Source organism: Bacillus sp. LR_5 (assembly GCF_042709275.1).
The window spans coordinates 1-25,277 of the sequence record NZ_JAVAXX010000047.1; the positions used below are offsets into that span (position 1 = coordinate 1).

Below are 25,277 nucleotides of genomic sequence, written 5' to 3' on the forward strand. Positions count from 1 at the left end.
GCCTCACAGCCTGTTTTCAAGTACAGCAAGGCTTTGAAGCCTCTTTACATCATTTGAATTTATTTTTTATTTTTTAAACCAATCTTTTGACTCGGGATTTCGTTTCCATGTTTGCAGCTTTTTTAGATCATCTGAATGAATATTTCCGTTTTCAAGCGCGACCTCTGTGAGCGTATCATAATCAGTTAATGAGTAGTATGGCAGTTCTGCCTTTGCGAAGGCTTCCTCCGCTTTAGGAAGTCCGTACGTAAAGATTGAGACGACACCAAGCACTTCACAGCCGGCCGCTTGTAAAGCTGCACAAGCTTCAAGCACGCTGCCTCCTGTGGAAATTAAGTCTTCAATGACAACTGTTTTTTGCCCCTCTTGCACAGCTCCCTCAATCTGATTGCCTTTTCCGTGCGCCTTCGGCTTGCTCCTCACATAACACATCGGAAGATTCAAACGGTCAGCCGCAAGAGCAGCATGAGGAATACCGGCAGTTGCTGTTCCCGCAATCATTTCAGCTTCAGGAAAATGCTCTTTGACAAGCTTGCTGATACCTGAAGCAACATCGTTTCTGACCTCTGGGAAAGATAGCGTAAGGCGGTTGTCACAGTAGATCGGTGATAAAATGCCGCTTGCCCATGTGAACGGCTCGTTCGGGCGTAAAAATACAGCTTGGATGTCTAATAGATGTTTTGCGATGATTTGTTTCAAGATTTGATTCCCTCCCATTCAAGTCTGACAGCCTTATAGGCTTTTACCGGGTCTTCCGCTTTTGTAATCGAGCGTCCTACTACAATCGCTGATGAACCTTTCTCTCTTGCAATGGCAGGCGTCGCTACGCGGACTTGGTCATTCGCAGCGTCCTCTGACATTCTGATCCCCGGAGTGACAGTCAGAAATGAAGGCGACACCGCTTGGTAAATAGCTTTTGCTTCATGAACAGAGCAGACCACTCCATCCAGTCCGCTTTCTTCCGCCTGTTTGCTGTAGTGCACAACCGTATCAATCAGAGATTTTTCGATCAGCAGTTCATTTTTCATGATTTGTTCAGATGTGCTTGTCAGCTGGGTTACCGCGATCAGTGACGGACGTTTTTTTCCGGCCGGCGTACCTTCTTCTAAGCCTTCGAGAGCTGCCTGCATCATTTTTTTGCCCCCAGCAGCATGAACATTGACGAGATCTACTCCGAGACTGGCAAGGCGCTTCATCGCTTTGTTTACAGTAGTCGGGATGTCATGAAGCTTTAGATCTAAAAATAGCTCGCAGTTTCTTTCTTTTAGTTGTTTCACGATAGATGGTCCTTCTTGATAAAAAAGCTCCATCCCAACCTTTACAAATAACGGTTCTTGCTGAAAAGGCGCTAAGAACGCAAGTGTTTCTTCAGCTGACGCAAAATCAAGCGCGATGATGGGCAGGTTGTTTTTCATGATTCCAGCTCCTTCCGATGCATTCTTCAATTGATTGATAGCCGTATTGGAGCAAAACAGATGGGAGCTGTTCAATAATCTCTGGACATGCAAAAGGATTCACAAAGTTTGCTGTTCCGACAGCGACTGCGCTTGCTCCCGCGAGAAGAAATTCCAGGGCATCTTCAGCCGTTTGCACGCCTCCCATTCCGATAATCGGGATGTTGACCGCCTGGCTGACTTCATACACCATGCGAATGGCAACCGGCTTCACAGCAGGGCCTGAAAGTCCCCCTGTTTTATTCGCTAATATCGGTTTGCCGGTTTTTAAATCGAGTCTCATGCCGATTAGTGTGTTGATCATCGTAAGACCGTCCGCTCCCGCTTCCTCGATCGCTAATGCAATTTCTGTGATATTGGCCACGTTCGGAGAAAGCTTCACATAAACGGGTACATTCGAAACCTCTTTCACCGCTTTTGTCAAATCGGCAGCCATTTCAGGATTCGTGCCAAAAGCGATTCCGCCTGTTTTCACATTCGGGCAGGAAATATTCAATTCAAGAGCATGAACATTAGGCGCTTTGCTGATACGCTCTGCGACTTCAACATAATCCTCGACTTGAGAACCTGCGACATTGGCAATGATCGGCGTATCAAACTGCTCAAGCCACGGCAGCTCATGATGCAACACGCTATCCAGCCCCGGATTTTGGAGACCGATCGCATTGAGCATTCCAGCACCAGTCTCAGCTACCCGCGGCGTCGGATTCCCGAAGCGCGGCTCCTTTGTCGTAGCCTTAATCATGATAGCTCCAAGACAAGACAAATCATAAAAACGTGAAAATTCTTTTCCAAACCCGAAGCAGCCTGATGCAGGAATGATTGGATTTTTCAAATCAAGTCCCGGCAATTTCACCTCTAGCATTACAGCGCCACCTCCTGAGCTTTAAATACAGGCCCGTCGAGACATACTTTTACATAGGATGTCTCACTTTCGTTTGTATGGCACACACACGCGAAGCATGCGCCGATTCCGCAGCCCATTCGTTCCTCCATGGACAGATATACTTCTTTATGGGCATATTCCTGTTTTAACGCCTTGAGCATCGGTGTCGGCCCGCAGCTGAGGAGGATATCAAACTCTAGATTTTTCCGTTTAATCACATCTGTGACAAATCCGGTTTCCCCGTAGCTTCCGTCAGCTGTTGCCACATACGTGTCTCCGTACTGCCGGCATTCTTCCTCGTAAAAAACATCCTTTGCCGATTGGAATCCTAAAACGTGGATGACATTTACCCCTTTTTCATTCAAGCGTTTCGACAGCTCTTGGAGAGGCGGCACACCTACTCCGCCTCCTACCAGCAAAGCCGTCTTTCCGGGTTGAACTTCATTAACAGGAAAGCCATTTCCCAAAGGCCCGAGGACATCCACAAGTTCTCCCTGCTGCTTCAGTGACAAGAGTCTTGTCCCTTCCCCATCTACCCGATAAATGATGGTGACTTCATTTTTTTCAAAGTTGACGTCTGCGATGCTGATCGGTCTTCTCAAAAGAGGCGTAACCGCTTCGCTCACTTTAAGATGAAGGAACTGTCCAGGGGTTGTAAACCCTTGGACAAGCTCCCCTTTCAGAACCATTTGATACACCCGGTCTGCAATTTGCTGGTTAGAACATACTGTCAAATACGCTTTTTTCATATAGTGACTGCCGCCTCCTGATTTGTGTTGACTGCCGGCATTTGATCAGCACGGAATGTCATGCTTTCCAGCACTCGCAATATCGCCTCTGCCGTATCTAAAGATGTTAGGCAGGCAACACCATTTTCTACTGATTCACGTCTGATTCTAAAACCGTCTCTTGCCGGCTGCTTTCCTTTTGTCAGCGTATTGATGACAAACTGCGCTTCTCCGTTTCTGATGACGTCAAGCAGGTTCGGGCCATCCTGACCGATTTTTCCGACGACCTTCGCTGGAATGGAAGCTTCTTTCAAGTAGCCTGCCGTTCCTTCCGTCGCTAAAATGTTGTAGCCGATCGCGTGGAACCGCTTAGCAATGGCAAGCCCTTCTTCTTTGTCCTTATCAGCTACTGTTAAAAGCACGGAACCGTAGTTCGGGATTTGAATACCTGAAGCAATCAAGGCTTTGTAGAGCGCCTTTTCAAGTGTCGAATCTTTCCCCATGACTTCACCTGTTGATTTCATTTCAGGCCCTAACGTAATGTCCACTCTTCTCAGCTTGGCAAAGGAGAAGACCGGCGCTTTTACAAATACACCTTGCTGTTCAGGCTGAAGGCCCTCTGTATAGCCAAACGCAGCCAGCTTTTGACCAAGAATGATTTTTGTTGCGAGATTCGCCATTGGGATACCCGTAATTTTGCTTAAAAACGGTACGGTTCTGCTTGATCTCGGATTCACTTCTAGCACGTACACCTCGCCTTGCGACAAGACGAATTGAATATTGAGCAAACCGACAATATTCAGCCCTTTAGCAAGTGCGATCGTGTATTGTTCAATTTTTTTCTTAATGTCCTCTGTGAGAGACTGAGGCGGATAAACAGCGATCGAGTCTCCGGAGTGAACGCCCGCACGTTCAATGTGCTCCATAATTCCCGGAATGACGACTGTTTCACCGTCGGATACTGCATCGACTTCAATTTCTTTTCCTGTCAAGTATCTGTCAATTAATACAGGGTGCTGCGGATTGATTTTAACTGCGTTTTTCATGTAATGAAGCAGCTCTTCTTCATGATACACAATCTCCATCGCCCGGCCGCCAAGTACATAGGAAGGGCGTACCAATACCGGGTAACCAATATCACTTGCAATGCTTACCGCCTGATCAACTGATGTCGCTGTTTTGCCAAGCGGCTGAGGAACACCAAGTTCTCCAAGCGCTTGTTCAAATTTATCCCGGTCTTCTGCACGGTCTAAATCTTCTAATGAAGTTCCAAGGATTTTCACTCCGCGTGCAGAAAGCTCGTCAGCAAGGTTAATCGCAGTTTGTCCGCCGAACTGTACGACAACGCCCATTGGCTGTTCAAGGTCAATGATGTGCATAACATCTTCAATCGTAAGCGGTTCAAAATACAGCTTGTCTGAGATGCTGAAGTCTGTTGAAACGGTTTCCGGGTTGTTGTTGACAATAATGGCTTCATAGCCTGCTTGTTTAATTGCCCATACAGAGTGAACCGTCGCATAGTCGAACTCGACACCCTGACCGATTCGAATCGGACCCGAACCAAGCACCATCACACTTTTCTTATCTGTAACGACAGATTCATTTTCTTCTTCGTATGTGCTATAGAAGTATGGCGTTTCTGACTCGAATTCCGCCGCACATGTATCTACCATTTTGAATACCGGAGCAATCCCCGCTTGTTTTCTCAAGCTGTAAAGCTCGGATTCTTTCATTTTCCACTCGCGGCTGATGTACTGATCAGAGAAGCCGAGTTCTTTTGCCCGTCTCAGCACATCTGTATCGCCCGCATTCGCCTTCAATTCTTTTTCAAACTGTACGATTCCGAACAGCTTATGCAAGAAGAAGACATCGATAGCGGAAAATTCATGGAGGTCTTCTACCGTGTAGCCTCTTCTGTAGGCTTCAGCTAAGTAGAATAAGCGTTCATCACCGGCCTTTTTAATTCGCTTTTCAAGAAGCTCATCTGAAATGTCAGCGGCGTCCTTCAATTCAAGATGATACACATCCGCTTCCAGTGATCGCACTGCCTTCAGCAATGACTCTTCAAGCGTGCGGCCGATTGCCATGACCTCACCTGTCGCTTTCATTTGCGTGCCAAGCTTTCTGTTTGCTGATTCAAACTTATCAAACGGCCAGCGCGGAATTTTGGATACGACATAGTCAAGAGCTGGTTCAAATGCTGCATATGTTTTTCCTGTCACCGGGTTCATCATTTCATCTAATGAAAGTCCGACTGCAATTTTAGCAGCGAGCTTTGCAATCGGGTACCCCGTTGCTTTTGATGCAAGGGCAGATGAACGGCTGACACGCGGATTTACTTCAATAATGTAATATTGGAAGCTGTCTGGGTCTAAAGCGAGCTGCACGTTACATCCGCCTTCGATTCCAAGCGCGCGAATCAGTTTTAACGATACATTCCGCAAGAGCTGATATTCGCGATCGCTGAGCGTTTGGCTCGGCGCGACAACAATACTGTCTCCAGTATGGATTCCAACCGGATCAATGTTTTCCATGTTACAAACGACAATGGCGTGATCCTGGCTGTCTCTCATGACTTCATACTCGATTTCTTTATAGCCGGCGATGCTTTTTTCAAGCAGACATTGGTGTACCGGGCTTAATTTCAAGCCGTTCTCAACGATTTCTTTTAGCTCTGTTTCATTCGAGCAGATGCCTCCGCCTGTTCCGCCTAATGTATATGCCGGGCGGACAATGACAGGGAATCCAATTTGACTGACGAATTTTTCTGCTTCTTCAAGGGAGTGGATAATCTCACTTTCAGGCACCGGTTCATTCAGTTCATTCATTAATGTTCTGAACAAGTCACGGTCTTCAGCTTGCTGAATCGCAGACAGTTTCGTGCCAAGCACTTCGACGCCGCATTCTGCCAAAACGCCTCTTTCAGAAAGCTCAACCGCAAGATTCAAACCGGTTTGGCCTCCGAGTGTAGGAAGAATGGCATCCGGGCGCTCTTTTCTGATGATTCGTGTCAAGAATTCAGGTGTGAGCGGTTCGATATAAACCCGGTCAGCCATTTCGGTATCTGTCATGATCGTGGCAGGGTTTGAGTTGACAAGGATGACTTCATAGCCTTCTTCTTTCAAAGCAAGACAGGCTTGTGTTCCCGCATAGTCAAATTCTGCTGCTTGGCCGATGATGATCGGTCCAGATCCGATTACTAAAATTTTGTTAATGTCTACGCGTTTTGGCATACCGCTTCCCCTTCTTTCTCTGTTGTTTCGATCATTTCGATGAATCTGTCAAATAGATGGTTGGCATCCTCAGGACCAGGTGAGGCTTCGGGATGATATTGAACCGTAAATGCCGGCAATGTTTTATGCTTCAGCCCTTCAATCGTATCGTCGTTAATTGCGATATGCGTCACTTCCAGTTCTGTTTTACTGATAGACGAAACTGTATATCCATGGTTTTGAGATGTTAAGGCAACTTTTCCTGTAGCCAGCTCTTTTACCGGGTGGTTTGAGCCCCTGTGGCCGAATTTCATTTTTTCAGTATTCGCCCCGCACGCCAGCGCGAATAATTGGTGGCCGAGACATATTCCGAATAATGGCACTTTTCCAAGAACACCTTTAATCATTTCAATCGCTTCAGGCACATCCTTCGGGTCTCCAGGTCCGTTAGAAAGCATGATACCGTCCGGTTTCAGCTGAAGCACCTCTTCCGCTGTAATGTTGTAAGGCACAACGATGACGTCACATTTCCGTTTGTTCAGCTCTCTTAGAATCCCGTGTTTCATGCCGAAGTCAACCAAGACGATGCGTTTGCCTCTTCCCGGGCTCGGATATGCTGTTTTTGCTGATACTTGGGATACTTGATTTCTTGGCAATTCCGTTTCGTTCAGTCTTTTCAGCACTGCTTCGATATCTTCATCAGATGAAGCGAATGTTCCTTTTAGCGCGCCTGCCGTGCGGATCATTCTTGTCAGCTTCCTTGTATCAATTCCCTGGAGTCCGGGAATGTTTTTCATTTTTAAATACTCGTCTAAGGTGTATGCTGAACGCCAGTTGGAAGGCAGCTCACATAATTCTTTGATGATCAGCCCTTTGACAAAAGGGGTAATGGATTCAAAATCATCACGGTTAATGCCGTAATTTCCGATAAGCGGGTATGTTAATGTTACGATCTGTCCGCAGTAAGAAGGATCAGATAAAATTTCCTGATAGCCTGTCATCCCAGTATTAAAAACGACTTCTCCCATGTTGTGTTCTAAGCTTCCGAAGGCTTCTCCCTCGAATACCGCTCCGTTTTCCAGTACTAATCGTCTCTTCATTTGACAAGTCTCCCCTCTTCATAAGCAAGCTTCCCTGCCGCAATTGTAGCGACCGGCCAGCCGGTGCAGCTGATGCCGTTGAATGGTGTATTTTTTCCTTTTGATAAAAATGTCTCTTTGTCTATAACTGCTTCTTTTTCTAAATCGATTAACGTAATGTCCGCAGCTTGCCCCGTTTGTAATGTTCCATATGGGAGACCGAACGCTTCGCATGGCTTGATTGTCATGTAGTCAATCAACTGCTTCAGCGACCAGCTGCCATTTTTGACAAAGTGTGTGTAAAGAAGCGGGAATGCTGTTTCTAAGCCGACAATTCCGAATGGCGCCAGTTTCATTTCTGTGTTTTTCTCTTCTTCCGTATGCGGTGCATGGTCTGTTGCGATAAAATCAATTGTTCCGTCTAAAAGACCTTCAATTAAAGCAGCTCTGTCTTCTGCACTGCGGAGCGGCGGATTCATTTTATAGTTTGTGTCCAGCCCCGGGATGTCCTCATCACAAAGCAGCAAATGATGCGGCGACACTTCTGCTGTCACTCTGATTCCCGCTTTTTTCGCATCGCGTACAACTCTGACAGATTCTTTCGTGCTGATATGGCATACATGATAATGGCAGTTTGCCGCCTCAGCCAGCAGCACATCGCGGGCAATATGAACCGATTCACACACAGAAGGAATGCCGTTTAGCCCGTTCGCTTTGGAGAATGTCCCCTCATGTACGCTTCCTCCGTAAATTAAGGAGTTGTCCTCGCAATGTGCAACAATCGCTTTGTCAATTGCAGCTGCCCGTTTCATCGCTTCATACATCATACCTGCTGTCTGTATACCAACACCGTCATCTGTAAAAGCAAATGCCCCGGCTTCTTTTAATGCTTCAAAGTTTGTCATTTCATCGCCGATTTGCCTGATCGTAATGGATGCATATGGAAGAACTCTGACGCATGATGTTTCTTTAATTCTGTTTTGCACCCATTCCATCTGCTCCTTTGTATCAGGAACCGGCCGCGTATTCGGCATTGCTGCTACTGTAGTATAGCCGCCGCGTGCCGCCGCTTTGGCCCCGGTTTCAATAGTTTCTTTTTTCTCTCCGCCCGGCTCTCTGAAATGCACGTGGAGATCAACAAACCCAGGTGAAACGAGCAAACCTTTTGCATCAATTACCGTTTCATTATCCCTTGCATCAAGCTTGCCGATTGCGGTGATGGTTTCTCCAGTCACTCGGATATCCGCTTCTGTTTTTTCACCATTTTCGTTTAGTATCCAGCCGTTTTTAATGAGATATGACATACGCTGCTTCTCCTCTTTTCACATTGGTTTGTAAGGCACGCTGTATCACTGCCATTCTGATAAATACGCCATTTTGCATTTGCTTGAAGATTCTTGATTTTTCGCTTTCTACTAAGCTGTCATCAATCTCCACTCCTCTGTTTACCGGAGCAGGATGCATGATGATCGCATGCCGCTTCATACGCTCAGCCCGTTCTACGGTCAAGCCGTATTTGTTTAAATAGCCTTCCTGGCTGACAGCGGACTGATGTCGTTCATTTTGAATGCGCAGCAGCATGACAACATCGGAAGACTCAACTGCTTCATCCATTGAGACATACGTGCCGAATGTATTTTCTTCATCCTGCCATTCCGAAGGGCCGGAAAATAGGACCCGGGCACCCAATCTTGTCAACACTTCCGCATTTGACCTTGCCACTCTGCTATGCTTGATGTCGCCGTGAATGGAGACGGTAAGCCCTTTGAACGTATTGAACTCTTCATAAATCGTCATTAAATCAAGCAGTGATTGTGTTGGATGCTGGCCGCATCCGTCTCCCGCATTCAGAATCGGAATGTTCACCTGGCTGACAAGCTCTTCATAATACTCATCCTCACTGTGCCTGATGACGCAGACGTCCACACCGATTGATTCGAGCGTCCGGATCGTGTCATATAAGGTTTCGCCTTTTTGCACGCTTGTGCTTGTTCCATCAAGGTTGAGCACATTCATGCCCAGCTTTTTTTCTGCGACCTCAAAGCTGAACCGCGTTCTCGTGCTCGGTTCGAAAAACAGGTTTGCTGCAAACTTTCCTGTAAGCTGATTGTCTGTTTTTCCGTTTTTGAGGTCTTGTGCTGTTTGAAGCAAATCTTTGATTTCCTCAGTGCTGAGTTCACTCATCGTCGTTAAATGCTTCATGTTCTTTCCCCTCTCTTTTCAACTTAAGGCTGAAAAAAACCCCGGGTCTAAGATAGACTCGGGGTATGGTTAAATAGAGGGCAGCATTGAAGCTTCCTTCTCTTCATAACCCTTCCAAGCCTCTCTGGACTTTCATTAAAAGGTTTTAGATATGATGTTGTTCAGATGTGTCTGCCTGCTCTTCCTTCGCCTGCGGAAGAATCAGGTTTAAGATGACACCGACAATTGCGGCAAGCGCCATTCCTGACACTTGGAATCCGCCTTGAGACACTTGGATAAAAGCGCCTCCTACACCGATGACAAGGATAACTGATGTAATAATGAGGTTTCTGTTGTTTTCATAATCAATTTTGTTGTCAATCAGCATTCTCAGGCCGCTTGAAGCAATGATTCCGAACAGCAGGAAGGAGACGCCTCCCATGACCGCTGACGGCACTGAACTGATCAGCGCTGAAATTTTGCCGATAAAGCCGAAGCAAAGGGCAATCACTGCCGCGCCCCCGATGACAAAGACGCTGAATACTCTTGTGATGGCCAGCACGCCAATGTTTTCTCCGTAAGTCGTTGTCGGCGGACCGCCGATCAGGGAAGCGAGGATTGTCGCCACACTGTCACCCATAATAGAGCGATGAAGACCTGGCTTTTTAATGAAATCTTGTCCGACAACCTTGCTCAGCACCATTTGGTGGCCGATATGCTCTGACATTGTGACAAATGCGACAGGAACCATTGCGGCTGCGATGCCGAGTGTAACTGACGGTGAATAATCTTTGAACGGAATGATAAATTCAGGCACTGCGAACCATTTCGCGTCAAGCACCGGCTGGAAGTTGACAATCCCTTGAGTAAGGGCGAACAGGTATCCGCCGATGATTCCGATCAGAACCGGAATCAGGCTTAAAAATCCTCGTAAGAAAATTGCACAAATAATCGTGATTGCCAGCGTAACTCCTGCGACACTAAAGTGCTTTAAGCTGTAGACTAACTCACTCGCGTTCGGATCAGCATACATCGCCATATTTACTGCAGTGCTTGCAAGTCCGAGCCCGATGACGATAATAACAGGCCCTACGACTACAGGCGGGAGAATCTTCATCAGCCATCCTGTTCCAAGCTGCCTAATCAATAAGGCAATAAGCCCGTACACCAGCCCTGCAAGAAACGCCCCAACCATTGCCGCTCCCGGCCCGCCGGTCGCTTTTACCAGAATGATCGGAGAAATAAAGGCGAAGGACGAACCGAGATACGCCGGAATTTGCCCTTTCGTAATAAGAAGGTACGCCAGTGTTCCGATGCCGCTTGTCACCAACGCCACAGCAGGACTCATTCCGACGAGCTTCGGAACCAAAATGGTTGAGCCAAACATGGCAAACAAATGCTGAAGGCTGAATGAAACCCAAGAGAAAGGTGTCGGGACATCCCTGACCCCTAAATTTACTTTTTTCTTACTCATGATGATTTCCCCCTGATTGTTGACTTTCATTTTAGGATGACTCAATGACTGTATAAAAAAACCTCTTTGCTTTTTTACGCAAAGAGGCATACAAAGACCTGCCGAATGCTTTTTGGGCCTTTGTTGTGCACCTCTTTGCAACCTCTCTGGATTGCCCTTAAAAAGGTGATCTATTATTCGTTTTCATAAATGGCGACGAGATCGTTTTGGTCTACCTCATCAAGCTGAACCATAACCTTTTCTGACTTTGATGTCGGGATGTTTTTCCCGATATAATCCGCTCGGATCGGCAGCTCCCGGTGTCCTCTGTCCACAAGCACTGCAAGCTGAATGGAGGAAGGTCTGCCTACATCAACAAGCGCATCCATTCCTGCTCTGACTGTTCTTCCGGTATACAGAACATCATCAACGAGAATGACTTTTTGATCTGTAATATCTACCGGAATATCTGCACCTTTTACAAGCGGTTCATCGTTGCTCGTTTTTTTAGAAAGATCGTCTCTGTAAAGAGTAATATCAATTTCACCGACTGTAACAGGATTTCCCTCAATCTGTTCAATGCGTTCCGCAAGGCGTTTTGCCAGGTAAATCCCTCTTGTCTTAATACCGACAAGAATGCAGTTATTCATTCCTTTATTGCGTTCGATCATTTCGTGAGCAATCCTGGTCAGCGCCCGTCTGATTGCCTGTTCGTCGAGAATGACAGCTTTTTGATTCAATGTGTGACACCTCACAGTTCATATAGAAGAAAAAACCCCTCCTGCCAGAGCATAGAGGGGTTTTAGGACAAGGTGCGCGCCTATACACGCATCCCGTCTATCCGTTATCCTTCTCAGCCTCTCTGGACTGTTTTAAAGAATCTATTCAGCTTCGTTTATTATTTCAGAAAAGAAACCCTCTGTCAACCGTTTTTTCTGAGGTTTTCGATTAATTCTGCCATATCCTCGGGAAGCGGCGCTTCAAATTCGACATATTCTCCTGTTCGTGGATGGTCAAAACCTAAAACTCCCGCGTGAAGCGCTTGGCCATTAAAGTCGATTGTTTTTCTTGGGCCGTATTTCGGATCGCCTGCTAATGGGAATCCGATATATTTCATATGAACACGAATTTGATGCGTTCTCCCAGTTTCAAGCTGGCATTCCACTAACGTAAAATCCTGAAAACGCTCTAGTACATGAAAATGAGTGACAGCGTTTTTGCCATCACGTATCACAGTCATGCTTTGACGGTCTTTCTTATCTCGTCCGATCGGCGCGTCAATTGTGCCGTCATCGTGAGAAATAAGCCCGTGGACAACGGCCGTATATTTTCGCGTGACCGTTTTGTTAACCAATTGGTTTACGAGTGACTCGTGTGCCATATCATTTTTCGCCACCATTAATAAACCGGACGTGTCCTTATCGATTCTGTGAACAATACCCGGACGCATCACGCCATTTATACCGGAAAGGTCTGTGCAATGAGCCATAAGGCCGTTTACAAGTGTGCCCGTAAGATGCCCGGGTGCTGGGTGAACAACCATTCCGCGAGGTTTGTTGACGACCAGCACATCCTGGTCCTCATAATAAATATCGAGATCCATAGGCTCTGCCAGAACGTCGAGCGCTTCCGGTTCGGGTACAGTGACGGTCACCTGATCACCCGGCTGAATTTTGTAATTCGCTTTCACCGCGCTTCCGTTCACGACAACCTGTCCGTCTTTTACCCATTGCTGAACCTGGGTTCTTGACCAATCATTCTCAGTCGATGCCAAAAATTTATCAATCCGCTCACTTTTTTGTTCTTCTGAAGCGGTTATATCAATTTGATTCATGCTATTGCTCCTTTTTCTTTTTCCCGCTGTCCAACAGCATTTGTATAAATAAAAGCATTACGCCGACACATAATGAAGAGTCCGCGATGTTAAATATCGGGTAATTGTAATTGACAATAATAACATGGATAAAATCCACAACTTCCTGTCTGACAGCCCGATCGATAAAGTTGCCGATGGCACCGCCAAGCATAAGTCCGAGGGCAACACCAAGAAGCCTTTGTCCTTTTGTATAACGCTGTATGTAATAAACAATACCAATAATAACAGCGGTTGTTATGAGGTAGAAAAACCACATCTGACCCGCTAATATCCCCCATGCAGCACCCGTATTGCGATGGGAGGTGATATAGAATACCTGATCAATGATCGGAATGCTTTGGCCAAGTTCCATGTTCTTAACAACTAGCCATTTTGTCAATTGATCGGCTGCAATAATAAGTAGTGCAATCATATAATACAGCACAAACGTTCCTCCAGTTTACGGTTACTTTAATCCATTATGCATTTTATCAATAAAAAGCACTGGAGTAAAGAAATATCAGGCATAATAACCGGCCAGACACTGTTATTCATACAGTGCCTGACCATATTCGATATCCGTTGATTTCCATATCGGAAGCGTTTTTTTCTCAAATTGGACAGAATAAAGAAAATCGTTTGCTGTTCGGGCCGTCGGCAGCACTGCCAGCTTTGCAAGAGGAATGGGAGCCCCGGTGTCTTCACAGTATCCGAATGTGCCGTTTTCGATTTTGGACAATGCAAGGAGAACGTCTTGAAGTTCTTCTTTAATATGATAGATCAGAGTTGCTTTTTGTTTTTGATTGATTGCTGCTTGCGGGCTTGTAGAAACCTGAAAGCAAGAATACTCAAATAATCTGGACTGTAATTCTTCTTTCATCAGAAGAAGTTCCGTATAAATTGCGGTCAGTTGATCATTCATTCTTCACAACTCCTGCTCTTAACGTAGTATCTTTATTGTTGCCTGTGAATGATGATCTAAAGCCCATAAGATTTTTCCTGTCGTTCTAAAGGATGTCACTCTTGGCACAAAAAAAGCCCGGCTTTTAAGCCGGGCTCTTTTGCATTATTTTTGATAGTATTTTTCAACGATTTCAGCGTTGCGTAATGAAAGTGTAGGATATTTCGGATTTGCCCCTACATCTTTTGAAATCACACGAGATCTCTCACACATTTCGCCTTCAGCTTTCTCGACAGCGATTTTACCTGTCGCAAAGCTTTGCGCATCGTTCGGCGCTTCATTTTCTTCGCTGATTGTCAGTTCAGACACAATAAACAGCTGAGAAAGGTTTTCTTTTATGGAAGCCAAGAGCTCCTTGTTTTCTTTGTTTGGATACAATTTCAGGTATGCTTCCAAAGATTTACCGATAATTTTTTCATTTCGCGCAGTTTCTAATGCTTTTAACACGTCATCACGAAGAGCCATAAAGCGGTCAAATTTTTCTTCAGTCGCTTCACTGTTTGGAACCGTGATTGTTTCCGGCATATCGGTCAGCTGAACGCTCTGCTCTTCAACAAATGTTAAATGAGACCACAATTCGTCTGCCGTATGTGGAAGGATAGGCGCTGAAAGCTTCACTAATGCAAGAAGCGTTTCGTAGAATACTGTCTGCATGCTGCGTCTATCCGGATGATCCGCATGCTCGATGTAGACAATATCTTTTGCAAAATCAAGGTAGAATGAGCTCAATTCGATTGTGCAGAAATTATGAATGCTGTGATACACAACCGCAAATTCGTACTCATCATACGCTTTTTTCACTTTATCAATCAGCTTGTTCAGCTTAATCAGCATATACTGATCCACTTCACGAAGATCTTCGACAGCCACCGCATTTGTTTTTGGATCAAAATCGAAAAGGTTGCCGTGAAGGAAACGGAACGTGTTGCGGATTTTACGATATACTTCCGCAACCTGCTTCAGAATGGCGTCAGACACGCGAACGTCCGCCTGATAATCCACTGAAGATACCCATAATCTTAAGATGTCGGCACCAAGCTGTTTCATGACTTTAGCCGGAACAACAACATTACCGATTGATTTACTCATCTTGCGTCCTTCTCCATCCAGTGCGAACCCATGGCTGAGCACACCTTTATACGGCGCTTTCCCTGTTACGGCTACTGCTGTAGAAAGAGAAGAGTTAAACCAGCCGCGATATTGGTCAGATCCCTCTAGGTATAAATCAGCCGGGCGAACGAGGTCATCACGTTCTTCAAGCACTGCTTGATGTGAAGAGCCTGAATCAAACCAAACATCCATGATATCCTGTTCTTTTGTAAATGTGCCGTTCGGGCTGCCAGGATGCGTAAAGCCTTCCGGAAGAAGATACTTTGCTTCTTTTTCAAACCAAATGTTTGATCCGTGCTGTCTGAACAATTCAGAAACATGTTCAATGGTTTCATCTGTAATAATCGGTTCTCCGTTTTCAGCATAAAATACCGGAATCGGCACACCCCACGCACGCTGTCTGGAAATACACCAGTCTCCGCGGTCCCGAACCATGTTGTGCAAACGCTGCTCGCCCCATTCAGGAACCCATTTGGTTTCTTTAATGGCATCCAGCAGGTCTGATCTGAAATCTTTAATAGACGCAAACCATTGCGCTGTCGCTCTGAAAATGGTTGGTTTTTTTGTTCTCCAATCATGCGGATAAGAGTGAGTAATGAATTCAAGCTTCACAAGTGCGCCTTTTTCATCAAGCTGCTGTGTGATCGCTTTGTTTGCATCATCATAGAACATGCCTTCAAACCCAGGAGCTTCGCTTGTCATTACACCTTTTTCATCAACCGGGCAAAGCACATCTAAACCGTATTTTTGGCCGATGATAAAGTCATCTTCCCCATGTCCTGGCGCTGTATGAACACAGCCTGTTCCGGCATCAGTTGTTACGTGTTCACCAAGCATAACGAGAGAGTCTCTGCCATATAGCGGGTGTTCAGCGATAATGTTCTCAAGGTCTTTCCCTTTGACCGTTCTTGTCACTTCATACTGATCAAATCCGCATGCCGATGCAACATTTTCGACTAATGCACTTGCTACGACAAAGCGGTCATCACCTACTGCAATCACGCTGTACTCAAGATCAGGGTGCACTGAAATTCCGAGGTTCGCCGGAATTGTCCAAGGCGTTGTTGTCCAAATAATGATGCGCTCGCCGTTTTCAAGAACGCCTTTTCCGTCTTTCACACCAAAAGCGACGTAAATAGATGCTGAACGTTTGTCTTGATATTCGATCTCGGCTTCAGCCAGAGCAGACTCACTTGAAGGTGACCAGTTAACCGGTTTAAGGCCTTTGTAAATGTAGCCTCGTTTTGCCATTTCACCAAATACGCGGATTTGCTGCGCTTCGTATTCCGGTTTTAATGTCACATATGGGTTTTCCCAGTCACCGCGGACACCAAGACGTTTGAATTGCTCACGCTGCCCCTCGATTTGCTTCCAAGCGTACTCTTCGCACAGTTTGCGGAATTCTGCTACTGACATTTCTTTGCGGTTGACCTTTTTGTTTTTTGTCAGAGCTGTTTCAATTGGCAATCCGTGTGTATCCCAACCCGGCACATACGGTGCGTTGTAGCCGCTCATTGATTTATAGCGGACAATGAAGTCTTTCAAAATCTTGTTAAGTGCATGGCCCATATGGATGTCGCCGTTTGCATACGGAGGTCCGTCATGTAAAACAAATTTCGGGCGGTCTTTCGTCCGTTCCTGAACAAGACGGTAGATATCCTCTTCCTCCCATTTTTTTTGAATGTCAGGCTCACGGTTTGGCAAATTTCCACGCATCGGGAAATCTGTTTTCGGCATTAAGAGCGTGTCTTTAAAATCCATTTTCATTCCTCCACTGCATTTTTTCAGAAAATAAAAAAAGCCCTCTCATCCCATAAGGGACGAGAAAGCTTATCTCGCGGTACCACCCTTGTAGAAAAAGCAAGCATACACTTTTTCCTCTTGAGCATCGTAACGTGATGAACGTCCTAACCTACTGTGAGTTCAGCAAGGAAACTAAAGGGCTGATCTACATGATTCCGGCCATCCCGGACTCTCACCATCTCCGGGTCGCTATGAAGGCCTGAAGGAAACATGACTGTCCCTTTCAACCGTTTTTTCATCTGAATTTATGAACGTATTATATTCGACAAGCTAAGAAAATGTCAAGATAATCAGAGAATTTATTCCTTTTCCTCAAATACAGCGTCGACTTCATACTCAAGGAGATGATCCCAATCGTCATTTTTCAGAAGATCAAGCTGAGCTTCAATCAGCATTTGGAAACGTGTTCTAAACACTTTAGACTGTTTTTTCAGCTCTTCAATTTCCATTGCAATTTTTCTTGATTTTGATAACGATTCGTTGATAATGCGATCAGCGTTTTTCTCCGCTTCCCGAACGATCAGCTTTGCCTCTTTTTGAGAATTGCGTTTTACGTCTTCAGCCGCTTCTTGAGCAACTAAAATTGATTTATTCAATGTTTCCTCAATATTGGCAAAGTGTCCGATTCTTTCATCAAGCTCATTGACTTTCGCTTCAAGCTCAGTTTTCTTGCGGAGAACAATTTCGTAATCTTTTCTGACTTGGGCTAGGAATTCATTTACTTCATCTTCATCATATCCGCGAAAACTTTTTGTAAACGTCTTGTTGTGAATATCATTTGGCGTTAATGGCATGATGCCACCTCCATTTTTACATTTCAGTACGGTTATCTAGTTCACATTATAAAACAAATTTCGCACAGATGGAGAAAAAAACTGAAAAACCGACTATTTTTGTCGTTCAAACGTAACTCTCCATTTGTCTTTTTTGGTTTTCCCTTCGATTTTTGTTAAGCTGCACCGGCCAAAACCTCTGATTGACAGCATGTCCCCTTCCGCGACTATGTATGAAGGATCTTCAACTACCTTCCAGTTCACTTTCACAAGGCCGTTTTTCACAAGCGTCTGTGATTTCTGGCGGGATTGCCTGCTCATAGAGGCGCAGACGGCGTCAAGCCTTAAAGAAGAAACCGTGTCATCTCTTATTTCGACATCCACTGCTGGAATGTTAAGGTCTGACAAGTCAATTTTCTCTAGGCTGACCGCCGCTTTGCCTGCTTGGGTCAGCTGTGCAGCCACAAAATCAGCGGTATCGGCTGAGACAATCAATTGCACTGCTGTCTCAGAAAACACGATGTCACCGAATTTTTGCCGCTTTAATCCTATGCCCATTAATGCACCAAGCAGAGAACGATGATCTACTGAGACAAACTTGTCAGCATAACGGACGTTAAACGCCTGCAGTTCAAAATCTGATTCTTCCGGAGTAATGTACTCTGGAAACAGAATCGCCCGTTTCCGCTCCGCTCTGTCATAGCCGCCGGAAAAGGCAAGCCCGACATCTGCCTGTCCCGTAACAGCAGAGAGGATGACCTGCTCTCGGGGGTCTAAAAAGTCGGTCAGCTTCATCCGGTACTGCTCCTGGACAATTCTTTTCCATTCGAGCGCCTGATCAATAAAGGCCCGCTCGTCTTTTCTGAAGTGCTGATATATATCGCTCATCGTCTTTCCCTTCTATGTAAAGAGGCTTGGCTGCTGCCAAGCCCCTATCAAACTGTCACATTAAAACGCAATCATGCGATAAAGCCCCCACAAGCCGGTTGTCGCAAACCGAAGCACAAGTATTGCTACGATTGGTGAAATATCCAGCATTGCAATCGGAGGGATGATTTTTCTGAATGGTTCGAGATATGGTTCACAAATCGAAGCCAAAAAACGCCCGACTGCTGTTTCCCTCGTACTCGGCACCCATGACATAAAAATATATATGATCAGGGCAAATGAGTATATTGTGATTAATAAGCTTAAAACCGAAAAAACTTGATAAAGGATCATCTCGCTTTACCACCTCTGATGTTCGTCTTCAGATATGAGCTCAGAAATTGTGCCTGATACATCTACGTTGTCAGGCGTGCAGAGGAAAATATCTGAGCCGATTCTTTGAATATCGCCGCCAATGGCATAAACGGTTCCGCTTAAAAAGTCAACAATCCGCTTCGCCTGGTCATGCTGTATCCGCTGAAGATTGACGACAACTGCCCGCCGGTTCTTCAAATGGTCGGCTATTTCCTGCGCCTCCGCATAAACGCGCGGCTCACTCAACACCACTTTAGAGGATTTCTGAACACTTTGCAAGCTCACTACATTCTGTTTGCCCGCAGGTTTATTCCCGTTGTAAGCCGGCTTTTCTTTTTGCTCATGCTCCTCATGAGATTCCCGCTCTGTCTCAATATATTCATATTCGTATTCTTCATCTTCCATTGAGAAAAAGTTTTTCAGTTTATTTTTCATACTCATTGCTGTACACCCCCTGTTTCATTTCCGACTAACGATGAGCCGATTCTAATATAAGTAGCTCCTTCTTCAATTGCAATTTCAAAATCATTTGACATGCCCATCGACAGTTCAGTACACGGAGCGTTCGGCTGGTTCAGCTTCTGAACCTGGTCACGGAGTTCTCTCAGCGACCTGAAACAGCTTCTGATCTGATCTTGATCATCAGTCAGCGGAGCCATTGTCATCAGCCCGGCAACAAGGATATGTTCGAAACCGGAAAGCTCCTGTATGAATGGAATGACTTCTTCTTTTTTCATGCCGTGTTTAGAAGGCTCAAGAGAGGTATTGACCTGCACAAAGCATCGTACAGTACCTTCAGCCCGTTTTTCAATTTCTTTCGCTAATGAGAGCCGGTCTAGGGAATGGATATAGGAAACCGCATTGACGACAGATTTTGCTTTTCTTGATTGCAGACTGCCGATAAAATGCCATTCCGGATTCCCTTTCATCAATTCCTGTTTGCGGAGCAGTTCCGCATCCCGATTCTCTCCGAGGCAGGTGATGCCAGCATCTACTGCCTCCTGTGCTCTTTCAGGCGATACATATTTAGTGACTGCAATAACCGTAACTTCATCGGAGCTGCGGCCCGATCTGTTACATGCTTCGTTTATTCGTTCGTTTATATGTCGTAAATTATCAACAACACGCAAGATCTTTTATGCCTCCTTCATTCCGATAAAGGACATCATCCGTCCAGTTTTCCCCTGATCGCGGCGGTGAGAATAGAAAAGAGACGGCTCGCTTTCCGTGCATAAACCGCTGACAGAAATTTGTTCACTTGCCAAACCGCTGTCCATCAGTATAAGACGGTTCAGCTCTTTCAGATCAAGCTGATATTGTGCCTTTGCCGTCTGATTAACGGCAAGGTCTGCTGAAACCGGCAATGCGCGGACAGCATCCATGACGCGGTCGTCTACCGTATAGCATGCACCGCTGATAGACGGGCCAATAACAGCGTAAATATCTGAGGGATTTGAACCTTCCTTCTCAATCCATTGCTTCACCATTTCTCTGCCAATCTGTTTGACGGTGCCTTTCCACCCGGCATGGGCGACTCCGACAAGCGACTTAACCGGATCATAAAAGAAAAGAGGCACACAATCAGCAAAGCATAATGCTAAAAATACATTTTTTTCATTTGTATATAGCCCGTCCGTTGCTTTTAGAGCCGTGTGATACTCACGGGCGCCTTTTCCCCTATCCCTCTGCGTCACTTTCTGAACGCGATTATCATGTGTCTGATCAGCGAATACCCAAGACTGCAAATCAGTATTAAACATATCGGCAATATATTCACGATTTTTAACTACATCTGCATCTTTGTCATGAACGTGCAATCCTGTATTTAACGATTCAAAAGGCTTTTGGCTGACACCGCCGTTTTTTGTCGTAAATCCGGCAATGACTTTTTTGTTGTTTTGATTCGTTTGAACCCAGTCTTGTATCATGAGTGTCGAGGGTGTGGTAAGACTGAATGGGTGATATGTATTCATGATGATCCAACCTTTCGACAAACATTTAAAAAAGCGGAATTTCCCACTTATTTTACCACATCTTACTGCATTCGTTGAGCGCCGATTTGCATATTTCTAAATGAAATGTGCCGGAAGAATCGAGACTTCCGGCATTTGCCAATCTGCGGCAGACAAGCAGGTTTATGCATGTGGTTCACTTAATCGGACCAAGATTACATCTTCCCCGATTTTTACTATATTTCGCCATGGAATGACCAATTCCTCTTCTTTTCCAAAAAATCCGAGAACTTTCCCATTTCCTCCGAGTATGATCGCCTGAATTTTTCCAGTGGTCACATTGATATCAATATCACCAATACTCCCCAGCTTTTTTCCGTTTGAGACATTGACGACATCCTTTACCTGAAATTCTGAAATGCTGATCATTCCATCACGTCCTTTTTCCGTCCTTTTGTTCAAGTATATGAACGGGCAGGCTGAACCTTGTCAGCAAGAAGAAATTTTCATGTCATTGTTCTTTTTTCCGGCTGCACCAGCTGATGATAAAATCGAGTATAATTTTTGTATACTCTACTAGCTGCTCAATCGATACCTTCTCGTTCACAGAGTGTGCATTGTGCAGATCTCCAGGACCGTATATTACGCATGGAATACCGGCATCATACAGCCATCCGCCATCTGTAACTGATTGAGAAACGTCAATAATTGGACACTCCCGTTTCACTTTCTCATGAGAGGCAGTTAGCGCTAAGACGCCTGGGTGGCCAGGGTCAACTTCCAATGCCGGAAAAATTTCTCCTCTGTCTTCTATCATAGATGAGCCTCCCCACTTGAATACAGGGCGGTTTTCCCTAAGCCAAATATCACTGTCACTCAGCCGATTGACGTAATCTTCTATTTCCGCTGCCACTTGGTCATGGGTTTCATTCGGATAAAAATGGACTGTGATCCACAACCGGCATTCGTCCGCTATAAAAGCCGCATGTCTGCCGCCTTCTATAACTGCCGGGTTAATCGTATTTGTGCCTGGTTTAAAACCGGGATAACTTTTCATAATAGACCAGTGGCGCTCAAGTTCACCGAGCCCCCCAATGATTTTTGCCATTTTTTCAATTGCGCTTGCTCCGAATGTTCCTCCGCCTGCGTGAATCATATTCCGTCTCGTTCCATCATGAAATGTTTGACTGCTTTTGATTTCGATCCAGCCTGTAATGACACCGCCTTGGCCTTGAATATGCATATCGCTCGTATCCGCGACAATTGCAAAATCAGCGTGGTAGCCCCTCTTGCAGCATTCAAGTGTGCCGGCTTCTCCAACTTCCTCCCCAATAACCGATTGCAGAATCAGATCACCGGGAAGTTCAATGCCTGCTTCACGAATCAATTTGACAGCAAACAGCACACACGCCATTCCGCCCTTCATATCGGAAGCGCCCCGCCCGATTAAGAGACCGTTTTTTTCAATTGGATGAAATGGATCATGCTCCCATTCTTCATCCTCTTTTACCTCTGCCACATCTACATGGCCATTGATAATCAGGCTATAATAATCTGCTGAATCTGTTCCTTTTAGCTTCCCTACAACATTGGGATCGCCAGGGTACACATCCCATTTGTCGATCGAGAATCCCAATTCATTTAAATATCCCGCAATCCAAGACTGAATGCCCTCTGTATTTCTTGCAGGCGGAGCGGGTGTTTGATAAGAAATCAGCGTTTTCGCAAGCTGAATAAGCTCCTCCTTATGTTCTTCCACTTTTTTTTGCAAAGAGTCTATTTGTTGATCCAATGTAAATCCGCTCCTATTCTTTAAAATCAAAAAAGCCGTTTCAAATGTGATGAAACGGCTTAATAAAAACAAACGGAGTCCGATGTACTCCGCTTTTCACCGCTTCCCTCCGCTGGCATGATCCAGATCAGGTCAAAAGGGTTGAGACAAAGTCTCTCTCAGCTTCGCAAAGCACCCCTAGGATGAATCTATATATGTTTGTCAGGCATTCGTTATCGGCTCAGCTCTTGTTAAAAACGGCCGATCCTGATTCCATAATACATGGATTGGCGTATCAAAAAAAGCGGAAAGTATTTGATCAGTAAGCATTTCCTTTATTTCTCCGGATTCAAAGACCTCTCCCTGTTTTAATAATAGGGCTTTATCAAAGACAGGCAAAATTTCTTCAGCATGATGAGTCACATAAAGGATAGATGGTGCATTTTCTTTGTTTGCAATGTATGTAATCGTATCTAACAGCTTTTCCCGGGCAATAAAATCCAGTCCTGTGACTGGTTCATCCAGTATCAGCAACTCCGGATCGGCCATTAGTGCTCTAGCAATCAACGCTCTTTGTTTTTCCCCTTGAGAAAGGGTTTCATAGCGGCGATCGGCATATTCAATTGCTCCCAAGTCCTCTAACAAACCTATCGCTTTTTCCCTGGTTTCCTTACTTGGCGTTTCATATAACCCAATCGAAGCGTAAGCTCCGCTCAAAGCAATTTCAAAGGCTGAATCTGCCGGATACAATTTTTGCTGAAGAGCTGCTGAGACGAGGCCAATTTTACGTCTGAGCTTTTCCCCAAGCTCTGTTTTGCCAAATTCATGGCCAAGCACCTGCATCTCGCCTGATGTTGGAAAATAATATGAGCAAAGCATATTTAACAGCGCTGTCTTCCCGGCGCCATTTAGGCCGTAAAGCACCCAATTTTCCTTTTCTTCCACCTTCCAATGAATATCTCTCAGTATCCATTTCCCATTCCGTTTTAGTGAAACATTGTCAAGCTGCAAAATCATCGTGGTCCTCCTCTTTATTGCCTTTTATAATTGTTTTAATTTTCATAAAACTTTGTACGAACTAGGATACCTTACTTTTTCCAAAACGTAAACCATCCGTAATCAATAGAAAAGCCTTTAAAACAACATCGTTTTAAAGGCTTTTCATTATTGATGAATATTTTTATTCATTTGTTTGATAGCCGCTTTTTCAAGTCTGGACACCTGCGCTTGAGAAATTCCGATTTCCTCGGCGACTTCCATTTGGGTTTTCCCTTGGAAGAATCGCTTTCTCAAAATCATTTTTTCCCTATTATTCAGCCTTCTCATGCCCTCTTTTAAAGCCAGCTCTTCAATCCATTGTGAATCTGTGTTACGCTCATCACTGATTTGGTCCATCACATAGATCGGGTCTCCGCCGTCGTTATAGATCGGTTCAAATAGAGAAACCGGATCCTGGATGGCATCAAGCGCAAATACAATTTCCTCATGCGGTACTTCAAGAACTTTTGCGATGTCTTCTGCAGTCGGCTCCTTGCTTGTCTCACTGATTAACCGCTCTCTTACCTGAAGCGCCTTGTAAGCGATGTCCCGGAGTGATCTTGAGACACGGATCGGGTTATTATCACGTAAATACCTGCGGATCTCTCCGATAATCATAGGTACAGCGTATGTTGAAAACTTAACATTGTGGCTTAGGTCAAAATTATCAATGGATTTCATTAGTCCGATGCAGCCAACTTGAAATAAGTCATCAACATACTCCCCTCTGTTATTAAATCGTTGAATGACACTTAAGACAAGACGCAAGTTCCCGTTTACAAGCTTTTCTCTTGCTGAATCATCGCCTTCATCCTGCAGCTGCCTAAACAGCTTTCTCATCTCTTCATTCTTGAGTACTGGTAATTTGGAGGTATCCACCCCGCAGATTTCGACTTTATTTCTCGACACTTTTTTCCCTCCCTACAGGAGCTGCTGTACAACGTTAAGTATCTCCTTGGGTGGGAAAAATATGCACTGCACTCAGACCGAAAAACTGTCGAAACCAGGAAATCCCTGTAAAATCAAGGGGTTCTAACCATAAAATTTTTTACACCATTTTGTTGAACTCTTTTCTCAATCTTTTTATAATTCTTTTCTCAAGCCGCGAAATATAAGACTGAGAAATCCCCATCATATCCGCTACATCCTTTTGGGTTTTTTCTTCTTCACCGACAAGCCCAAACCGCAGCTCCATGATTTGCTTTTCTCTCTCATTAAGCTGTTCAAGCGCTTTTTTCAAAAGCTTTTTATCGACGTTAGCTTCTATGTCTTTAGTGATGATGTCATCGTCAGTGCCGAGCACATCAGAAAGCAAAAGCTCATTGCCGTCCCAATCAATATTAAGCGGTTCATCAAAGGAAACCTCTGAACGGATTTTGTTATTTCTTCTTAAATACATCAGGATTTCATTTTCTATACACCGAGAGGCATAGGTAGCAAGCTTGATTTTCTTTTCTGGATTGAATGTATTCACAGCTTTGATTAGACCGATGGTACCGATGCTGATTAAATCCTCTATATTAATTCCCGTATTTTCAAATTTACGGGCGATATATACAACCAGACGCAAATTGCGTTCAATTAAAATGGCGCGCGCCGCCTGATCTCCGTTTGGGAGCTTCATTAACAAAACCTGCTCCTCATCTTTAGATAATGGAGGCGGCAGGGCTTCACTCCCGCCTATGTAATAGACTTCATCACTTTTCAGCCCAAGTTTCATCAGCAGCTTATACCAGAGGTGCGTCAACCGTAATTTCAGTTTTTTCATCTTCCTCTCCC

Annotated in this window: 25 protein-coding genes, 1 riboswitch and 1 other annotated feature; all 25 genes read right to left on the reverse strand. The window is 45.0% G+C overall.

Annotation, left to right across the window (positions count from 1 at the left end; all coding sequences use genetic code 11):
• Positions 1–66: 66 nt before the first annotated feature.
• The 25 genes from pyrE to sigE all read right to left on the reverse strand — a co-directional run bounded on the left by pyrE (position 67) and on the right by sigE (position 25,266).
• Positions 67–699 carry an orotate phosphoribosyltransferase gene (gene pyrE / locus RAC86_RS12380; protein WP_015715860.1) on the reverse strand — a complete coding sequence of 211 codons (633 nt, stop codon included), beginning with the start codon at positions 697–699 and terminating at the stop codon, positions 67–69.
• Positions 696–1,415 carry an orotidine-5'-phosphate decarboxylase gene (gene pyrF / locus RAC86_RS12385; RefSeq protein WP_377885679.1) on the reverse strand — a complete coding sequence of 240 codons (720 nt, stop codon included), beginning with the start codon at positions 1,413–1,415 and terminating at the stop codon, positions 696–698. Before pyrF ends, pyrE begins: the two co-directional genes overlap by 4 nt.
• On the reverse strand, positions 1,384–2,319 hold the full coding sequence (locus tag RAC86_RS12390; RefSeq protein ID WP_377885681.1) for a dihydroorotate dehydrogenase: 936 nt from the start codon (positions 2,317–2,319) through the stop codon (positions 1,384–1,386). The genes pyrF and RAC86_RS12390 overlap by 32 nt, the downstream gene beginning before the upstream one ends.
• Positions 2,319–3,089, reverse strand: a complete 771-nt coding sequence (gene pyrK, locus RAC86_RS12395; RefSeq protein ID WP_017694839.1) for a dihydroorotate oxidase B electron transfer subunit — start codon at positions 3,087–3,089, stop codon at positions 2,319–2,321. Before pyrK ends, RAC86_RS12390 begins: the two co-directional genes overlap by 1 nt.
• Positions 3,086–6,301: a carbamoyl-phosphate synthase (glutamine-hydrolyzing) large subunit gene (gene carB / locus RAC86_RS12400; protein ID WP_015252124.1), complete on the reverse strand. Its 3,216-nt coding sequence runs from the start codon at positions 6,299–6,301 to the stop codon at positions 3,086–3,088. Before carB ends, pyrK begins: the two co-directional genes overlap by 4 nt.
• On the reverse strand, positions 6,286–7,380 hold the full coding sequence (locus RAC86_RS12405) for a carbamoyl phosphate synthase small subunit (protein WP_003232115.1): 1,095 nt from the start codon (positions 7,378–7,380) through the stop codon (positions 6,286–6,288). The genes carB and RAC86_RS12405 overlap by 16 nt, the downstream gene beginning before the upstream one ends.
• On the reverse strand, positions 7,377–8,663 hold the full coding sequence (locus RAC86_RS12410) for a dihydroorotase (protein ID WP_377885683.1): 1,287 nt from the start codon (positions 8,661–8,663) through the stop codon (positions 7,377–7,379). Before RAC86_RS12410 ends, RAC86_RS12405 begins: the two co-directional genes overlap by 4 nt.
• Complete coding sequence (locus RAC86_RS12415) at positions 8,647–9,561, reverse strand: aspartate carbamoyltransferase catalytic subunit (RefSeq protein ID WP_080529298.1); 915 nt, start codon at positions 9,559–9,561, stop codon at positions 8,647–8,649. Before RAC86_RS12415 ends, RAC86_RS12410 begins: the two co-directional genes overlap by 17 nt.
• A gap of 145 nt (positions 9,562–9,706) precedes the next feature.
• Positions 9,707–11,014: a uracil permease PyrP gene (gene pyrP / locus RAC86_RS12420; protein WP_003221479.1), complete on the reverse strand. Its 1,308-nt coding sequence runs from the start codon at positions 11,012–11,014 to the stop codon at positions 9,707–9,709.
• 173 nt (positions 11,015–11,187) lie between these two features.
• The gene (pyrR, locus tag RAC86_RS12425) at positions 11,188–11,733 is read right to left on the reverse strand and encodes a bifunctional pyrimidine operon transcriptional regulator/uracil phosphoribosyltransferase (RefSeq protein WP_003232127.1); all 546 of its coding nucleotides are present in this window, start codon (positions 11,731–11,733) and stop codon (positions 11,188–11,190) included.
• Between the two features lie 182 nt (positions 11,734–11,915).
• Positions 11,916–12,827, reverse strand: coding sequence for an RluA family pseudouridine synthase (locus RAC86_RS12430; protein ID WP_032725666.1), 912 nt, complete (start codon positions 12,825–12,827; stop codon positions 11,916–11,918).
• A 1-nt stretch (position 12,828) separates the two neighbouring features.
• Positions 12,829–13,293: a signal peptidase II gene (gene lspA / locus RAC86_RS12435; RefSeq protein ID WP_003245047.1), complete on the reverse strand. Its 465-nt coding sequence runs from the start codon at positions 13,291–13,293 to the stop codon at positions 12,829–12,831.
• Positions 13,294–13,395: 102 nt separating this feature from the next.
• Positions 13,396–13,770, reverse strand: coding sequence for a sporulation-related RNA polymerase-binding protein YlyA (gene ylyA / locus RAC86_RS12440; protein ID WP_029726503.1), 375 nt, complete (start codon positions 13,768–13,770; stop codon positions 13,396–13,398).
• Positions 13,771–13,914: 144 nt separating this feature from the next.
• Positions 13,915–16,680, reverse strand: a complete 2,766-nt coding sequence (ileS, locus tag RAC86_RS12445) for an isoleucine--tRNA ligase (protein ID WP_377885684.1) — start codon at positions 16,678–16,680, stop codon at positions 13,915–13,917.
• Positions 16,681–16,732: 52 nt separating this feature from the next.
• Positions 16,733–16,959 (reverse strand) — a binding site (T-box leader).
• Between the two features lie 62 nt (positions 16,960–17,021).
• Entirely contained in the window at positions 17,022–17,516 is a 495-nt protein-coding gene (gene divIVA, locus RAC86_RS12450) for a septum site-determining protein DivIVA (protein WP_003221468.1), read from the reverse strand.
• Positions 17,517–17,609: 93 nt separating this feature from the next.
• Entirely contained in the window at positions 17,610–18,383 is a 774-nt protein-coding gene (locus RAC86_RS12455) for a YlmH family RNA-binding protein (protein ID WP_003232140.1), read from the reverse strand.
• Between the two features lie 60 nt (positions 18,384–18,443).
• Positions 18,444–18,716: a YggT family protein gene (locus RAC86_RS12460; RefSeq protein ID WP_003221463.1), complete on the reverse strand. Its 273-nt coding sequence runs from the start codon at positions 18,714–18,716 to the stop codon at positions 18,444–18,446.
• Between the two features lie 6 nt (positions 18,717–18,722).
• Positions 18,723–19,178, reverse strand: a complete 456-nt coding sequence (sepF, locus tag RAC86_RS12465; RefSeq protein ID WP_003244791.1) for a cell division protein SepF — start codon at positions 19,176–19,178, stop codon at positions 18,723–18,725.
• A complete protein-coding gene (locus tag RAC86_RS12470; protein WP_014479734.1) occupies positions 19,175–19,867 on the reverse strand; it encodes a YggS family pyridoxal phosphate-dependent enzyme in 693 nt (230 codons plus the stop codon). Before RAC86_RS12470 ends, sepF begins: the two co-directional genes overlap by 4 nt.
• A 6-nt stretch (positions 19,868–19,873) precedes the next feature.
• Positions 19,874–20,710: a peptidoglycan editing factor PgeF gene (gene pgeF / locus RAC86_RS12475; protein WP_195727867.1), complete on the reverse strand. Its 837-nt coding sequence runs from the start codon at positions 20,708–20,710 to the stop codon at positions 19,874–19,876.
• A gap of 162 nt (positions 20,711–20,872) precedes the next feature.
• On the reverse strand, positions 20,873–21,118 hold the full coding sequence (locus RAC86_RS12480) for a YlmC/YmxH family sporulation protein (protein WP_003232153.1): 246 nt from the start codon (positions 21,116–21,118) through the stop codon (positions 20,873–20,875).
• Positions 21,119–21,200: 82 nt separating this feature from the next.
• On the reverse strand, positions 21,201–22,481 hold the full coding sequence (gene ylmB / locus RAC86_RS12485) for an N-formyl-4-amino-5-aminomethyl-2-methylpyrimidine deformylase (protein ID WP_377885686.1): 1,281 nt from the start codon (positions 22,479–22,481) through the stop codon (positions 21,201–21,203).
• A gap of 87 nt (positions 22,482–22,568) precedes the next feature.
• Positions 22,569–22,670: riboswitch (TPP riboswitch) on the reverse strand.
• Between the two features lie 12 nt (positions 22,671–22,682).
• The gene (locus tag RAC86_RS12490) at positions 22,683–23,477 is read right to left on the reverse strand and encodes an ABC transporter ATP-binding protein (protein ID WP_029726507.1); all 795 of its coding nucleotides are present in this window, start codon (positions 23,475–23,477) and stop codon (positions 22,683–22,685) included.
• Positions 23,478–23,624: 147 nt separating this feature from the next.
• On the reverse strand, positions 23,625–24,407 hold the full coding sequence (gene sigG / locus RAC86_RS12495) for an RNA polymerase sporulation sigma factor SigG (protein ID WP_377885687.1): 783 nt from the start codon (positions 24,405–24,407) through the stop codon (positions 23,625–23,627).
• Between the two features lie 139 nt (positions 24,408–24,546).
• On the reverse strand, positions 24,547–25,266 hold the full coding sequence (sigE, locus tag RAC86_RS12500) for an RNA polymerase sporulation sigma factor SigE (protein WP_003221446.1): 720 nt from the start codon (positions 25,264–25,266) through the stop codon (positions 24,547–24,549).
• Between the last annotated feature and the right edge of the window lie 11 nt (positions 25,267–25,277).